This window comes from Candidatus Kinetoplastibacterium galatii TCC219, assembly GCF_000340905.1.
Lineage (GTDB): Bacteria > Pseudomonadota > Gammaproteobacteria > Burkholderiales > Burkholderiaceae_B > Kinetoplastidibacterium > Kinetoplastidibacterium galati.
On record NC_020284.1, the window covers coordinates 386,889 to 403,403 of the forward strand.

Sequence of the window (16,515 nt, forward strand, 5' to 3'; positions counted from 1 at the left end):
AATTTGAAGACTGGAGTATTGAAGCTTGATTACAATCTCAACTAAACATTAACATGCATACTGCATGTGAAATTTAAATATCACAATTTAGATCTATAACCATTATTAGGCATTGTTACTAATAACGATGTCAAGCATAAATAAATTTAAAATGTTGTTTTTGATATTTATTTAGCTAAATTGTTACAATATATTTATAAATTTTCTTTGACGTACTGTTTCATACAGACAGATGGCTGTAGCAACTCCTACATTTAGACTCATTACATTACCAATCATAGGAATTTTGACAACTTCATCACACGTTTCTCTTGTTAACCGGCGCATTCCCTTACCTTCAGAACCAACAACCCAGGCTATTGGTCTATTTGTATTTACTTCATATATGCTTTTACAAGCATTACTATCAGTTCCTATTAGTGTTATTCCATAATCCTTAAGTAATCTCATAGTTCTTGCAAGATTTGTCACTGATATATAGGGCACCGTATCAGAGGCACCACAAGACACTTTACTTACTACTGGATTAGTAATATTCGCTGAACGATCGCGAGGGGATATTATAGCATCGACCCCTGATGCATTAGCTGAACGAAAACATGATCCCAAATTGTGTGGATCTGTTATTTCATCAAGAATTAATAACAAAGGATTTTCACTATTAGAATCAAGCACATCTTCTATACTTGCGATTTTCGTATTAGACTTGATGCAAGCTGCCACAACACCTTGATTTTTTACACCATTAGATAAATTATTTAGCCTATCTGACTCAACGTAACATAGTTCACATTTATTTTCCTCAGCTTTTTTAATAAGATCTAAGGTCCTTTTGTCTTTTCGTTTACTATCTATATATATTATTCTTATAGAAGCAGGGTCTTGATTTAATCTCATTAATACAGAATGGAAACCAATCATAGTTTGCGTGGAAGACATATATTTAAATCCTAAAATTTATAGAATGCATTAGAATTATTCTAAACATGTCAATTATCGCTATAATCTTTACATAATCAAGCTATTTATTATCAGTGAAATCTTTCAAGATACATAAATATATTTGTCCTGATTCAATGACAACTTTATTTATTTTTACCTGTACAGTATCGCCGATCTGATAACGTTTATTAGATATATCACATTCTATGTATTTTAATACTTTATTAAGTTTAAATTTATTTGTTAATTCTATTATAGGTACAAAACCATCTATTTTTAAAGAATCTATAGTAACAAAAATACCAGTGCTTACTACAGCAGAAATTACACCATAAAATGACTCACCTTCAAATTTTTGAGCAAAAACACATTTCAACCAATTATCAGCATATCTTGATGCCTCAAAAGCCCTTCTTTCATAAGATGATGTAAGACTTGCTATCACCTCTAACTCATCATATGAATAAACAGGTTGTGTTTTATTTAAATTAGAGCATCTATCATGATGATAAATTATGTTTTTTATTATGCGATGATTAATTAAATCAGGATATCTCCTTATAGGAGAAGTAAAATGAGTGTATAAATCATATGAAAGTCCGAAATGTCCAATATTATCAACACTATAAGTAGCAGTCTGTAGTGATTGCAGTAATAGTGTCTGTAATATGTTAAATTTATGATGGTTGGATATTAATTCAAGTAAATTATGATAATGTTTTGGTTTGTTAAGATTATTTGATACATTTATTCCTATGTGATTTAGGAATATCTTTAGATTTTTTATACTCTCTCTAGAAGGTTTATCGTGTATCCTATAGATGCACTCAAATTTATTTTTTTCTATAAAATAAGCAGCACAAGTATTAGCCAACAACATACATTCTTCAACAATCCGATGAGCGTCATTTCTTTTTCTGAGCGCTATATCAGAAATTTTTCCGCTATTATCAAATAAAATTTGAGTTTCTTGTATATTAAAGTCGATTGCGCCTCTATCAATGCGTTTCTCTATTAGAATATTAAATAATTTGCCTAGATCATTAATATTTTTATTAATTAAGGCATCTTGTGTAATATCTACACCATTTCTGATATCTAAAACCTTATTGTAAGTTAATCTTTCTTTTGAATTTATAATTGCTTCATAAAATTTACAGTTATCTCTGATTTCTTTATCTGATGATTTTGGTGAAATTAATAACTCACATACTAAAACTAATCTATCTTTTCTAGGCAATAATGAACATATATCATTAGATAATTTTTCAGGCAACATCGGTATCACTTCATTCGAAAAGTAAATACTAGTACCTCTTTCTAAAGCTGTTTTATCTAAAACGCTATCTTTTTTAACGTAATGACTAACATCAGCAATTGCGACAAATAGTCTGTATGAGGTTTTTTTTCTGTTGCCTTGATTAACACATATTTCTTCACAATAAATAGCATCATCAAAGTCTCTAGCATTATCATCATCTATGGTTATAAATGGCAAATTGCGTAGGTCGGTTCTAGTCTTTAAATCATACTCTGTTATATCGCTTGATATAAGTTCAGACTGATTGATAGTTTCTTTTGAAAAAAGATTAGGAATATTAAAATTTTCTATAGCTATTTTGTTTTCTATTTGATTTTCGTGTATATCTCCAATAAAACTTGTTATAACGCCAAGTGGTTGGAATTGTTGTGATGGCTGTCTGGTAATTTTTATACAAACCACACAATCATTTTTTAAGTTAAAATCACTAGAATTAGTTATGATTATTTTTCTATTAATATTATTATTTATAGGGATACATAGAGATAAACCTTCTTCTATTATAGTTTTCCCTAATAGTCTGCTTGTGGATCTTTTTACAACCTCAACTATAATAAATTCATTTTTTTTTGTTTTTGAGTTCACTTTCTTTTTAACATTTACCCAATCCCCGTGAAAAACTTTCATCATTTCTTTTGGTGAAATATATAGGTTGTTTTTTTTGTTAATATCTTGTTTTAAGAACCCATTTCCAGATTTTGTATATATTACTTGACCATATATGAATTTAGTTTTTTTATTTTCTCTTAGAACATCTTTATCTATAGTAATTTGACTATCTCTTTCCATAGCAAATAAACGTTTATCTATTCCTAATAAGGTTGTTTCATCCTTTATAGAAAAAATATTTATTAGTTCCGATTTAACAATAACTCCAGTTTCTCTTATGACTGATAAAATATCTTCGCGACTTGGAACATGTGGATCTGCCCAAATGCTATTAGAATATGGTAATGTTTTTGTATTAGTATAGTTAATATCTTTTAATTTTGTATCTTTTAATTTTGCCAATGTTAGTATTTCCGTATATAATTTATCGCTTAGGTTTTGTTTGATAGCTTGTTCTAATTATTCAAACTTGCCCAGATGGCGGAATTGGTAGACGCGCATGGTTCAGGTCCATGTGTCTTTAATGACTTGGAGGTTCAAGTCCTCTTCTGGGCACCATAGAGTTTTCTATATTATATTTTTAATATTTATTATTTTTATTTGTAAAATTATTATTATACATTCAAATAATTATGTTAGAATCGAATTGTCGTGAAAGTGGCGCATTAGCTCAGTCGGTTAGAGCGACGGAATCATAATCCGCAGGTCCCCTGTTCGAGTCAGGGATGCGCCACCACTGTCCCTTTTATTTAATCTTTCCCAAAACATTATCCAAATCCAAGGTAAGTCCTTCAGATAATCCTATATATGATCTTGGTTCGAGAGATATTAAATATTCTTTTGCTTCTGATGGGATATTCAACTTAGTAATGAAAACACGTAAATCATCTTTATTAATTCTCTTTCCTCTCGTTAATTCCTTAAGTTGCTCGTACGGTTTTTCTATCCCATACCTTCTCATTACTGTTTGTATTGGTTCTGCCAAAACTTCCCATGAGTTATTTAAATCATTATCGATAGAATCTTTGTTGATTGATAATTTATTTAAACCTCTCAGACATGCTTCCCATGCAATAATACAGTAACCTATAGCTACTCCTATATTACGCAATACCGTAGAATCTGTTAAATCTCTTTGCCATCTAGATACCGGTAATTTATCAGACATATGCCTTAGCAACGAATTAGCAAGTCCTATATTGCCTTCAGAATTCTCAAAATCTATTGGGTTTATTTTATGAGGCATTGTTGAAGAACCAACTTCACCTTCTTTAGGTATTTGCTTAAAGTACCCCAAAGATATATACCCCCAAATATCTCTATCTAGATCTAATATAATCGTATTCACGCGAGATATTGAGTCAAACAATTCTGCTATCCAGTCATGTGGTTCTATCTGAGTAGTGTGGGTATTTTGAGTAAGCCCTAATTTTTTTATTATATTTTTAGTTAAAAATTTCCAATCAATATTTGGATATGTAGCTATATGAGCATTATAGTTACCTGTTGCTCCATTAAGTTTTGCCAATATAACTACATTTTTTATTTTTTCAATTGCGTGACATAATCTTACAACAACATTCGCTAATTCTTTTCCAACTGTAGTTGGACTAGCCGGTTGACCATGAGTCCTAGATAACATTGGTTGAGAACTATATAATTTTGCTATATTAGCGATTTTATCGGTTAATTTTTTTATTGTTGGCAATATAACATTGTCACGTGTTCTAGATAACATTAACGCATAAGATACGTTATTAATGTCTTCTGATGTACAAGCAAAATGAATAAATTCTATAGCATCTATCAATTCCTTATTACCGGAATTAATTATCTGTTCTTTCAACCAATATTCTACAGCTTTAACATCATGATTAGTTGTTTTCTCGATAGATTTTATTTTTTCAGCATCCTTTAGTGAAAAATTATTCACTAAAGAATTTAACTTTTCTTTAGATTGTTCAGAAAAACATTTTAGTCCTGGAAGATTTGAATCTGCCAAATTAATCAACCAGGCAACTTCTACCTCAACTCTATGAGCCATAAAAGCTGCTTCTGAAAGTAGTGGTCTAAGAATATCTACATACGAAGAGTATCTACCATCTAATGGAGAAATTGCATTAAGTTGTTTTGAAATATCCATATTGCCTACCCTTATATCTTAGAATATTTAAATTCATTAAGTTATTTTATTAGAATTTATAAAAAACATTAATAGACGGGAATTAATAAATTATCCCTCCTCCCATGCAAATATTATCATCATAAATCACAACTGACTGGCCTGGTGTTATAGCCCATTGTTTTTCTGTGAAAACCATTTCTAATTCATCATTGTTTAAGTTTAATAATTTACACTCTGAGTCTGTTTGTCTATATCTAGTCTTAGCATGATATGTAATGTTCTTTATAGCTGGCATCGACTCATCTATCCAATGGACATTAGCAGCCTGTAATCGACTTGAGTTTAATAATTGATGTTCTCTACCCCTAACCACATAAATTATATTATTTTTTAAATCTTTACGTGCTACATACCAAGCACCAGCATCAAAGTTGTGTAAGGAGGTATAATTTTTTATTCCGCCTATGCCAAGGCCTTTTCTCTGACCTAAAGTGTAGAAATGAACTCCTTTATGGGTCCCTATTTTTTTTCCATCAATAGTTAGAATATCTCCTTTTCTTGTCGGGATAAATTTTTCTAAAAATGTTGAGAATAATTTTTCTCCAATAAAACATATGCCAGTAGAATCTTTTTTGTTGAAATTATGTAACCCTATTTTTTTAGCGATTTCTCGAACTTTTGTTTTCTCCATTTCTCCTAGAGGAAATATGGATCGAGATAATTGTTCCTGATTTAGTCTATATAAAAAGTAGCTTTGATCCTTTTTTAGGTCTATTGCTTTTAATAGATGGTATTTATAACCCATCTTTCTTATGCGAGCATAATGACCAGTAGCTATGTATTGAGCTCCAAGTTGCAAACAATAGTCAAGAAATACTCGAAATTTTATCTCTGAATTACACAATATGTCTGGATTTGGAGTTCTGCCTAATGAGTACTCTTCTAAAAAAATCGAGAAAACTTTATCTTTATATTCTTTAGAAAAATTTATATATTCAAAATCTATACCTATTTTATCAGCTACACTGGCTGCATCTATTAAATCATCTTTATATGTACAATTAGATGACTCGTTATCCTCCCAGTTTCTCATAAACAAACCAACAACCTTACAGCCACTTTGTTTAAGAATCCAAGCTGCAACAGAAGAATCCACTCCTCCAGACATCCCTACTATTACTAACTTATTTTTAATGTTATCTGCATTATTTAAAAGAAACATATCAATATTATTCTTCATAAATTATTTTTATAATTACAACATAATAAATTCTACATTCCAGTAATATTCTAGCGAAAATGATTTAAACAAAAGCAAAATAATTACATTAAAACTCATAAATAACACTTATATAAAAACAAGTTATTAATCTATATTATATATTTTATTAATCATGTTCATGCGCTAAAACTTGTCTACGAGTTTTAACAGCTTTAGCTAGACGTTCTAGGACACTAACGGTCGTATCCCAATCAATACAAGCATCAGTAACACTTTTTCCATAAACAAGATCCTGTACATTACTCATATCTTGTCTTCCTGACTCAATGAAACTTTCTATCATAACACCAACTATTCTTGACTCTCCGTTTTCTAGTTGTTTAGAGATATTTTCTATTACTATGGGTTGATTGTTATGATTTTTATTGCTATTAGAATGACTGGCATCTATCATAATTCTAGAAGCAAGACCAGCTCTCCCGAGTTCTTCACATGAGTTTTGAATACTTTCAGCATCATAATTAGGTTTTTTGCCTCCCCTTAAGATAATATGACAGTTTTCATTACCTTCTGTGGATATTATTGCAGAATGACCTCCTTTGGTCACTGACAAAAAATGGTGAGGTTGTGAAGCGGTTTTTATTGCATCAATTGCTATTTTTATATTACCGTCTGTACCATTTTTAAAACCTACAGGACAAGATAAACCGGAGGCTAATTCTCTGTGAGATTGGCTTTCAGTAGTTCTTGCTCCAATAGCTCCCCAAGAAACAAGATCAGCTATGTATTGTGGAGTTATCATGTCTAAGTATTCACAACCTGCTGGCAATCCAAAACCATTTATTGTTAACAATAATCTTCTTGCTATACGTATGCCTTTATTTATATTAAAACTATCATCTAAATCCGGATCGTTGATTAGACCTTTCCATCCAATAGTAGTACGAGGTTTTTCAAAATACACTCGCATCACAACTTCTAATTCTTTCTTAAGTTTTTTTCTAACTTCATTTAATCTTTTAGCATAATCTAAAGCAGATGTCTCATCATGTATAGAGCAAGGACCAACTACAACTATTAATCTGTCATCCATACCATACAATATTTTATGTATGGCCTCTCTTGCTGAGTGCACTACCGCTGATGCTTCCTTTGTACACTCTAATTCTTTCATTACAGCGGCAGGAGGATTTAATTCTTTAATTTCACGTATACGAAGGTCATCTGTATTATGAGACACTATATTGCTCCATGATATAATTACAATATTTTAAAATTTCTCTAACTAATTCTAGCACATGAGTAAATTCTTTAGAAAATTAAATTAAATTTTTTATAAACTAACCTGTTCCTCCTACTGTTAGTCTATCTATGCGCACAGTAGGCATACCAACACCGACAGGTATATTCTGGCCATCTTTACCACAAACACCAACCCCTGAGTCTAGTGATAAATCATTACCTATCATAGATATCTGTTGCATAACATCAGGACCGCTCCCTATAATAGTTGCCCCTTTAACAGGATTAGTTATTTTACCATTTTCTATTATATATGCTTCAGATGCTGAAAAAACAAATTTTCCACTAGTTATATCAACCTGACCGCCAGAAAAATTAACAGCATACAATCCCTTTTTTACAGAAGAGATAATTTCTTTCGGATCGTTCATGCCTCCGAGCATATAAGTATTTGTCATTCTTGGTAATGGAATATGAGCAAATGATTCACGACGACCATTACCAGTGGGGAGCACCCCCATCAGATTAGAATTCATTATGTCGTGCATGTACCCTTTTAATATGCCATCCTCAATTAAAATATTTTTCTTTGTTATATTTCCTTCATCGTCTATATTAAGCGATCCTCTACGATTTGGAATCGTGCCATCATCTACTACAGTTACTCCCTTAGAAGCTACTTTCTCCCCTACGCGTCCAGAAAATATACTTGATCCTTTTCTGTTGAAGTCTCCTTCTAATCCATGACCTACAGCCTCATGTAATAATACTCCGGGCCACCCATTACCCAGGACTACTGTCATTTCTCCTGCTGGGGCTGGAATAGCTTCTAAATTTATTAAAGCTTCATGAACAGCTTGTTTAACGTAATCCATTAAAATTTCATCAGAAAAATATAAAAGATCAGTTCTGGCTCCACCTCCGGATCTACCTACTTCTCTTCTACCATTGCTTTCTGCTATTACTGTAATTGAAACTCTTACTAATGGTCTTATATCAGAAATAAAACGACCATCACTACCAGCTATTACTACTATGTCTATCTCAGATGATAAGCTAGCCATAACTTGAGAAACATTAGAACTCATTTTTCTAGCCATTTTTTCGATTTTTTCTAATAAAGAAATTTTTTGGCTAGTTTTCATGCTATCAATTGGATTGTGATTACTATATAACTTATTAGGATTGTATCCATTTGAAGGAGGAATATATATCCTTGAGCCATTTGTTCCAGAATTTGTTATTGCTTGTACAGTTTTTGCTGAATTTATTATATCTTCATAAGATAACGAATCAGAGTAAGCAAAGGCAGTTTTTTCGCCACTTAATGCTCGTATGCCGACTCCGTTGTTTATAGAGAAATTACCATTTTTTACTATACCTTCTTCCAAACTCCAGCTTTCCTGAGATGTATGTTGAAAATACATGTCCGCATAATCAACATTCTTAGTTATTATGTTATTAATAGCATTAGTAATTATATTTTCTGTTATATTCCATGGCTCTAATAATTTAGATTTTGCTATATTTAATGATTCATTAGCGCTACTTGTATTCATATTAAAATTTAATAGCCTGTTAAATAGTAAATGTTATTATAAAAATTATGTAAGGAATTATTATAGTGATTTTCTTATGTTTTTATCATGATACTCGTCAATTATGTATGTAATATGAGAAAAACAAAATAAATTACATATTTAATAAATAGAATTTGAAGTATTACTTATAACCAACAGTAGAAATAATAACTATTAAAAATGAATAATCATAGATCCTTTTGTACAGTAAATTTAAAAGATTACAAACCATACCCATACTTAATAGATCGAATAGATTTACAATTTGATCTAAATTTAAAAGTATCTAAAGTAATAAATACAATGTATGTAGAACGTAAATCTGGGTTCGAAGATTGCAATAATATAATCTTACAAGGAGAAGAAATAAAATTATTAGATATATCTGTTAATGATATAATTCTTGACGATAATCAATACATTATTAGAGAAAATATATTGATAATTAAGAATATCCCAAGCAAATCATTTATCAAGATAACAAGCGAATGTTTTCCTGATAAGAATTTTTCAATGATGGGATTATACACATCAAACGGTAATTTTTTTACTCAATGTGAACCAGAAGGATTCAGAAGAATAACCTGGTTTGCTGATCGACCAGATGTTATGTCACGATATACTGTTACGCTAAGAGCAGACAAAAAATATTCAACACTGCTATCAAATGGTAATTTATTATATAAAAAAAATATTGGTCATAATACAATTGAGGCAAAATGGATAGATCCTTTTCCAAAGCCTAGTTACTTATTTGCTCTGGCAGTTGGTAATTTCAATATTAGAGAAACTAATATAAGAACCATAAGTAACCGTAGCGTTGACTTGCAAATATATAGCGAAGAACCAATCTGCTATACAGAATGGGCTATGCAATCACTAATAAATGCCATCAAATGGGATGAAGAAAAATATAATCTAGAATTGGATCTTGATAGATTTATGTTAGTAGCTGTGCGTGATTTTAATATGGGAGCTATGGAGAATAAAGGATTAAATATATTTAATTCCTCATATATTCTATCAAGCAATGAAATATCGACAGACTCTGATTATAATAATATAGAATCTGTTGTTGCCCATGAATATTTTCATAATTGGACCGGTAATAGAGTTACCTGTAGGGACTGGTTTCAACTTAGCCTTAAGGAGGGTTTAACAGTATTTCGAGAACAAGAGTTCACTTCTGATATGATATCTCGAAACTTGAGTGGTGGAAAATCAGATAGTGCACGTGCTATAAAACGTATAAATGATGTTATATATTTACGTTCGAATCAGTTCCCAGAAGACTCAGGGCCAATGGCTCACCCTGTCCGACCAGATAGTTATAAAGAAATAAGTAACTTTTATACTTCAACTGTATATGAAAAAGGAGCTGAAATAATAAGGATGCAGCACACTTTGCTAGGAAATGAAAAGTTCTTTCTAGCAATGGATAAATATTTTCAGTTGTATGATGGTAAAGCAGTTACATGTGACGATTTTATTAATATAGTAGAATCGATATACCATATAGATAATCATGACAATTCTTTTCAAAGATTTAAGAATTGGTATACACAAGCTGGAACACCTATTGTCAAGGTAACAATGAATTATGACTACAAATTGAAAACTTGTTCTATAACCCTATCGCAGCATTGTAAAAAGGTAGGATCTGAAAAAGAAAAAATAAAGAAAAAGAGCCTTTTTTTTATACCATTCTCTATTTCTTTACTTGATAAAAATGGTATTTCATATAAAGTTATCTCTAAAGGTGAAAATTTATCTATAAATAATGAGACTATTACCTTAAAGTTATTTCAAAAAAAACAAAAATGGATTTTCGAAGAAATATCTGATTTACCTATTTTATCACTATTAAGAAATTTTTCAGCCCCTGTAAAAGTTGAATATGACTATAAATATAATGATCTTGAGATTCTATCTTTGCATGATAATGACTATTTTTCAAAATGGGAAGCTTTCCAAGAATTATCTATGATTCAGGTGATGAATTTATTAGATCAAATTAATCGTGGATTAGATTTAAAGATTAGTAGCAAGTTTATAAACGTATACAATAAAATTCTGGTTAATAAAAATTTATATCATGGTTATAAAGCAAAAATATTAACTATTCCGAATGAGAAAACGATTGCAGAGCGTTTACTTATCATTAATCCATCTGCTATAGCTTTAGCTCGTGATTTCTTGATTAAGAAAATAGGAGAACATCTTTTACCTTTATGGATAAAAATATTCACGGAAAATCAAGATCATGACGGTTCGTACTCTATAGATTTATACAATAAGAGAATGTTAAAAAATTTAGCTATAAAATACATAATGGCTAGTGAAGCCTCTGATATTTGTAATATTCTTGAAAAAGATTTTTATAAATCTAAAAACATGACAAATTGTATTGAATTGTTGTCAAATATTGTAGATTTTAGTGATTCAGACATATCCAATAAAGCATTGTCTTTTTTCTATAATAAATGGTATACAAATAATCTTGTAATGGACAAATGGTTCTCAGTTCAGGCTTCTTCTAGGAAGAAAAATTTAAATGATATTAAAGAACTCATGATTAATAAATCTTTTACATATAAAAATCCAAACAGAGTTCGTTCTTTAATATTTCAATTTTGCATGAACAATACAAGAGGAATGCATAATCAAGACGGTTCAGGATATAATTTTTGGTCAGATCAAGTGATAATTATTGATTCTTTAAATCAAGAATTATCATCTGGATTGGTTCGAGCTTTGGATAATTGGTCACGTTTGGTTCCTAATCTAAAAGATAAAGCACAAACATTTCTCTTAGAGATTTATAATAGGAATGATATGTCTAGAAATGTTTTTGAAATAGTTGAGAAATCATTAAAGATTAAATGAGGAGAGTGATTTGAATAATAATTTGCTTCTAGAATTCTTGTCTGAAAAATACATATCGCTAATAAATAACCATCAGCTGTTTAATTTAATAAAAAATATAGCAATCTCTTGTAAAAAAATTAGTAGTATATTAGACAAAGGAAACTTGAACGATATTTTTGGGAAAAATAACAAAATAAATGTTCAGGGGGAAACACAAACAAAGCTAGATATTATAGCTAATGATATTATCATACATGAAAATAATTGCATAGGTAGTCTTTCTGGCTTAGCTTCAGAAGAAATGGAGGCTTTTTATAAAATACCAGATAACTATAAAACTGGTGATTACTTGCTATTGTTTGATCCTTTAGATGGATCATCAAATATAGATGTCAATATCTCCGTAGGGACAATATTTTCTATATTGAAAATTAATAGAAAAATTAATAATAAGGAAATAATTATTAATGATTTTTTACAGCCAGGCATAAAACAGATAGCAGCAGGTTATGCTATATATGGACCACAAACTAATTTTGTAATTTCCTTAGGTAAGGGTGTGCATAATTTTACCCTTAATAAAGAAACAAGCGAATGGATTCTTACCAATGAATTCATGAAAATACCTAAGTATACAAATGAATTTTCTATAAATTCATCTAATTCAAGATATTGGGATAAATGCATATATAACTATGTACAAGATTGTCTAAAAGGTTCTGATGGTCCTTTATCAAAAAACTATAATATGAGATGGACAGGATCGATGGTTGCTGATGTCCATAGAATTATGACTAGAGGTGGTATTTTTCTATATCCATGGGATTCCAGAAATCCTAGTATTCCTGGAAAATTAAGACTAATGTATGAAGCAAATCCTATGGGATTTTTGGTCGAGCAATCAGGAGGAATTGCCTCTAATGGGAGTAAAAGGATTTTAGAAATTGTTCCAAAAGAATTACATCAACGCACTAGCGTAATATTAGGATCTAGTGACGAAGTTAGTAAATTACTAATTTCCTATATAAACACCTACTAAATATTAATATAAGTAGGTGTTTATAATTGATTAGCTAATATCCTCTATTCTTATGCGAGTAATCTTAGAACACATAAATTCTAAAGATTCAATTTTCTTGATGGATATGTTTATGTTTTTTTCAATAGAATCGTGTGTTATGAATATGATATCAGCTTCACTATCCTTATCAGAGCATTGTTGTATCATTGACCCAATAGATATATTAAGATCTGACAATATTTTAGATATGTCTGCCAATACCCCTGGCCTATCTTTAACCCTCATGCGTAAATAATAAGAGGTGGATACCATTTCAATTGGCAATATAGGTATGTTGCATAATGACTCAGGCTGGAATGCTAAATGTGGAACTCTATTTTCAGGATCAGCAGTATGTAACCTTGTGATATCTACTAAATCAGCAACTACTGCAGAAGCAGTTGGCTCTCCGCCAGCTCCTTGACCGTAGTATAACGTTGGACCAACAGCATCACCTTTTACAAGTACTGCATTCATAGCCCCTTCCACATTAGACAACAAACATCCTGAAGGAATAAGAGATGGATGAACTCTAAGTTCTATACCGTCTTCTCTGCGCTTAGTAATTGCTAATAATTTTATACGATAACCCAATTTTTCTGCATGAATTATATCATCTGAAGATAAATTTGAAATGCCTTCTATATATGCTTTTTCAAATTGTATTGGAATACCAAAAGCCAAAGACGCTAGTAATGTTAATTTATGAGCAGCATCTACACCTTCAATATCAAATGTTGGATCAGCTTCAGCATATCCTAGTTCTTGGGCTTGTTTTAAAACTTCTTTAAAAGGTAATCCTGTAGAACGCATTTCTGATAAAATAAAATTTGTCGTGCCATTTATAATACCTGCCGCAAACTCTATACGATTAGCTGTTAGACCTTCTCTTATTGATTTAACAATAGGAATCCCACCAGCCACTGCTGCTTCAAAAGCAACCATCACCCCATGTTCTGATGCCTTAGCAAAAACCTTATTACCATGCTTAGCTAATAAAGCTTTGTTAGCGGTAACAACATGTTTTCCATTATCAATAGCAGCCATAACTAGATCCAGAGCTACTCCGTCACCTCCAATCAATTCAACAACTATGTCTATGTCTGGATCTTTTATTATTTCATATGCATCTTTAGTTATTATTGCTTTATTATTGACTAGTGATTTAGCATGTTCAACATTCAGCGCAGCGATTTTAGTTATTTCTATAGTACTACCAGCGCGACGGGCTATTTCTTTTGCATTTCTTTCTAAAACAGTCCATGTGCCACTACCCACAACACCCATACCAAGTAGACCAACTTTAACAGAGTTCATTTAATATACCTATCCTTTATAAAATACTCTAAGGCAAAATATGCTACATAATATGAAAATCATAAAAAAACATGATTACAAATCTATAGATATTTAGAATCCATATATCTAACTGTTAGTTTTACCTATAAAATATTATAAATAAAAATTCATATAATTTACTTTTAATATTTAGTAACAATAAGCGTACAATATTCATTCACGGAAACTATATCTTTTAACATGCGATCAATTTCTAATATATGCATTTTCGAAATATCATCTACGTTCTTATAATATCACGAGAAACATATAAGTATTAGTATTTTAACCTTTTTAAGGAAATATGCTTGAAGTTACATTCTGAAGATTATACATCTAACAATGTTATAAATTCTTACAAAGAAGGCTCGATAAATATTAATGGAATCGCTTACACAGATAATATATTGTTTAGTAATAGCGGCAAAATATTGAAATGGGATATAGTAAATGTACTTGACATAGATTGTAAGATTCTCATTAATATGCTTGAATCTCTCCGATACCAAGAAATCTTGCAAAAACCAGTAGAATTTATATTGATAGGAGCTGGCAGTAAATATGTTGCGAGAAATGATTTTATAATAAACAGCATACCAGTCCTAGGTATAGGAATTGAAATAATGAAAACATCATCAGCCATATATACATATAATGCTATGTTAATGCAAGACAGACAAGTATTAACAGCACTAATAATTAGAGATTAAAATTATGGATTATTTAAAAAAATTGGCTCCTGTATTTGAATCTAAAAGTACTAGTGGTATTTTTAAATTGCAAGATTATATAAATAAAAGAAACATAGTTTTATTTTTTTATCCAAAAGATAACACTTCGGGTTGCACAAGAGAAAATATCGATTTTCAGAAATATTATCAAGATTTTTTAACAAAAAATACGCTAGTTTTTGGTATATCTAGAGATTCTATTGAATCTCATAATAATTTTATCAATAAGCTTAATCTAACTTTTCCTTTAATTTCAGATAAAGATGGAGTTGTATGTAATTTATATAATGTAATTAAAGAAAAAAAGATGTACGGTAAGACTTACATAGGTATAGATAGAACAACATTTTTAATAAATAAAGAAGGTTTTATTATCCAGGAATGGAGATCTGTGAAAGTAAATAATCATGTTCAAGATGTTTTAAGTTTTTTAAATAAAATAAATCTTGGATAGTTATAATTAATATATAATATCAAGCTTAGTTATGCATAATTTGCCGATCGGTATTACAATGGGAGACCCTTTTGGCATAGGTCCTGAAATTATAATTAGAGCCTATCTAAAAAACCATTTGACGTCTTGTGTAGTTTATGGCGATAAGTATATATTGTCTATGGCTTCGAAGATGTTAGGTCAAAGTATAAATATAAGTACAATAAATTCTGATGATATAAAAAACATATCTTCTTATAATGATTGCTTATACGTTATAAACTGCTGTGACGCCATTAGCAGTAAAGATTTCCATCCAGGAATAGTTAGCGCAATAGCTGGCTACCATTCTTATATTTATATTGAAACTGCTATAAAAGATGCACTTAATAAGAAAATAGGATCTATAGTAACAGCGCCTATAAGCAAGGAAGCATTATTTAAAGCTGGTATTAAATATCCTGGACATACTGAAATATTAGCAGAATTAACAAATACAAAAAAATATGCAATGTTGATGGTGAATGACATGATTAAAGTAATGTTAGTTACCATACATGTTCCTATTTCAAAAATCTCTAATATTATTACCTTAGAAAAAGAAATAGATACTATCAGACTAGCATATGAGGCTTGTAAGATGATGAAAATAGAAAATCCTCATATTGCTGTTGCTGGACTTAACCCTCATGCTGGAGAGAATGGAGTACTAGGAACAGAAGAAATAGATGTCATAAAACCAGCTATTGAAATAGTTCGTAACGAAGGTGTATATCTTTCTGGCCCATTACCTGGAGATACTGTATTTATGATGGCTAGATTAGGTAAATTTGATATGGTTGTGGCACAATATCACGATCAAGGATTAATTCCTATAAAATATTTAGGAATTGATCATGGTGTAAATGTAACAATAGGGTTACCTTTTATTAGGACAAGTGTTGATCACGGCACTGCTTTTGATATTTCGTGGAGAAATAAAGCAGACCACTCTTCTTTAGTTTCAGCAATAAAAATGACTAGCAATTTTTATAGCTGAAATCT

The 16,515-nt window shown here is 30.4% G+C and carries 12 protein-coding genes and 2 tRNA genes; 7 read left to right on the top strand and 7 right to left on the bottom strand.

Translation table 11 applies throughout. The features are described 5' to 3' along the window. Positions 1-183: 183 nt before the first annotated feature. Positions 184-939, bottom strand: a complete 756-nt coding sequence (gene rlmB, locus ST1E_RS01840) for a 23S rRNA (guanosine(2251)-2'-O)-methyltransferase RlmB (protein ID WP_041185965.1) — start codon at positions 937-939, stop codon at positions 184-186. Positions 940-1,021: 82 nt separating this feature from the next. Beyond that, entirely contained in the window at positions 1,022-3,274 is a 2,253-nt protein-coding gene (rnr, locus tag ST1E_RS01845; RefSeq protein ID WP_015389548.1) for a ribonuclease R, read from the bottom strand. Positions 3,275-3,343: 69 nt separating this feature from the next. Between rnr and ST1E_RS01850 the strand changes: the two genes are divergently transcribed. Next, a tRNA-Leu gene (locus ST1E_RS01850) sits at positions 3,344-3,430 on the top strand. A 101-nt stretch (positions 3,431-3,531) separates the two neighbouring features. Next, a tRNA-Met gene (locus tag ST1E_RS01855) sits at positions 3,532-3,608 on the top strand. 9 nt (positions 3,609-3,617) lie between these two features. On the opposite strand, the gene purB is transcribed toward ST1E_RS01855, so the two are convergent. The 4 genes from purB to tldD all read right to left on the bottom strand — a co-directional run bounded on the left by purB (position 3,618) and on the right by tldD (position 9,020). Next, a complete protein-coding gene (purB, locus tag ST1E_RS01860; RefSeq protein ID WP_015389549.1) occupies positions 3,618-5,015 on the bottom strand; it encodes an adenylosuccinate lyase in 1,398 nt (465 codons plus the stop codon). Between the two features lie 82 nt (positions 5,016-5,097). After that, complete coding sequence (mnmA, locus tag ST1E_RS01865) at positions 5,098-6,237, bottom strand: tRNA 2-thiouridine(34) synthase MnmA (RefSeq protein ID WP_015389550.1); 1,140 nt, start codon at positions 6,235-6,237, stop codon at positions 5,098-5,100. A 148-nt stretch (positions 6,238-6,385) separates the two neighbouring features. Continuing rightward, on the bottom strand, positions 6,386-7,459 hold the full coding sequence (locus ST1E_RS01870) for a 3-deoxy-7-phosphoheptulonate synthase (protein ID WP_015389551.1): 1,074 nt from the start codon (positions 7,457-7,459) through the stop codon (positions 6,386-6,388). Between the two features lie 100 nt (positions 7,460-7,559). Further along, entirely contained in the window at positions 7,560-9,020 is a 1,461-nt protein-coding gene (gene tldD / locus ST1E_RS01875) for a metalloprotease TldD (protein ID WP_015389552.1), read from the bottom strand. 201 nt (positions 9,021-9,221) lie between these two features. Between tldD and pepN the strand changes: the two genes are divergently transcribed. Both pepN and ST1E_RS01885 read left to right on the top strand, forming a co-directional pair. Continuing rightward, positions 9,222-11,927: an aminopeptidase N gene (pepN, locus tag ST1E_RS01880; protein ID WP_015389553.1), complete on the top strand. Its 2,706-nt coding sequence runs from the start codon at positions 9,222-9,224 to the stop codon at positions 11,925-11,927. Between the two features lie 10 nt (positions 11,928-11,937). After that, a complete protein-coding gene (locus tag ST1E_RS01885) occupies positions 11,938-12,948 on the top strand; it encodes a class 1 fructose-bisphosphatase (RefSeq protein ID WP_015389554.1) in 1,011 nt (336 codons plus the stop codon). 30 nt (positions 12,949-12,978) lie between these two features. Here ST1E_RS01885 and ST1E_RS01890 read toward each other — a convergent pair whose 3' ends face one another. Beyond that, positions 12,979-14,286 carry a homoserine dehydrogenase gene (locus tag ST1E_RS01890; protein ID WP_015389555.1) on the bottom strand — a complete coding sequence of 436 codons (1,308 nt, stop codon included), beginning with the start codon at positions 14,284-14,286 and terminating at the stop codon, positions 12,979-12,981. Between the two features lie 329 nt (positions 14,287-14,615). On the opposite strand from ST1E_RS01890, the gene ST1E_RS01895 reads away from it, so the two are divergent. From ST1E_RS01895 to pdxA, 3 genes are read left to right on the top strand one after another with little or no spacing between them, the layout of a single operon-like run. Beyond that, entirely contained in the window at positions 14,616-15,017 is a 402-nt protein-coding gene (locus tag ST1E_RS01895; protein ID WP_015389556.1) for an Mth938-like domain-containing protein, read from the top strand. A gap of 4 nt (positions 15,018-15,021) precedes the next feature. Further along, positions 15,022-15,492, top strand: a complete 471-nt coding sequence (locus ST1E_RS01900) for a peroxiredoxin (RefSeq protein WP_015389557.1) — start codon at positions 15,022-15,024, stop codon at positions 15,490-15,492. A 31-nt stretch (positions 15,493-15,523) separates the two neighbouring features. Further along, entirely contained in the window at positions 15,524-16,510 is a 987-nt protein-coding gene (gene pdxA, locus ST1E_RS01905; protein ID WP_015389558.1) for a 4-hydroxythreonine-4-phosphate dehydrogenase PdxA, read from the top strand. The last annotated feature ends 5 nt before the right edge of the window (positions 16,511-16,515 follow it).

Excerpts from the sequence above, each read along its gene's own strand:
- rlmB (WP_041185965.1), bottom strand. The coding sequence starts at position 939 with ATGTCTTCCACGCAAACTATGATTGGTTTCCATTCTGTATTAATGAGA.
- purB (WP_015389549.1), bottom strand. The coding sequence starts at position 5,015 with ATGGATATTTCAAAACAACTTAATGCAATTTCTCCATTAGATGGTAGA.
- mnmA (WP_015389550.1), bottom strand. The coding sequence starts at position 6,237 with ATGAAGAATAATATTGATATGTTTCTTTTAAATAATGCAGATAACATT.
- tldD (WP_015389552.1), bottom strand. The coding sequence starts at position 9,020 with ATGAATACAAGTAGCGCTAATGAATCATTAAATATAGCAAAATCTAAA.
- pepN (WP_015389553.1), top strand. The coding sequence starts at position 9,222 with ATGAATAATCATAGATCCTTTTGTACAGTAAATTTAAAAGATTACAAA.
- ST1E_RS01890 (WP_015389555.1), bottom strand. The coding sequence starts at position 14,286 with ATGAACTCTGTTAAAGTTGGTCTACTTGGTATGGGTGTTGTGGGTAGT.
- ST1E_RS01900 (WP_015389557.1), top strand. The coding sequence starts at position 15,022 with ATGGATTATTTAAAAAAATTGGCTCCTGTATTTGAATCTAAAAGTACT.
- pdxA (WP_015389558.1), top strand. The coding sequence starts at position 15,524 with ATGCATAATTTGCCGATCGGTATTACAATGGGAGACCCTTTTGGCATA.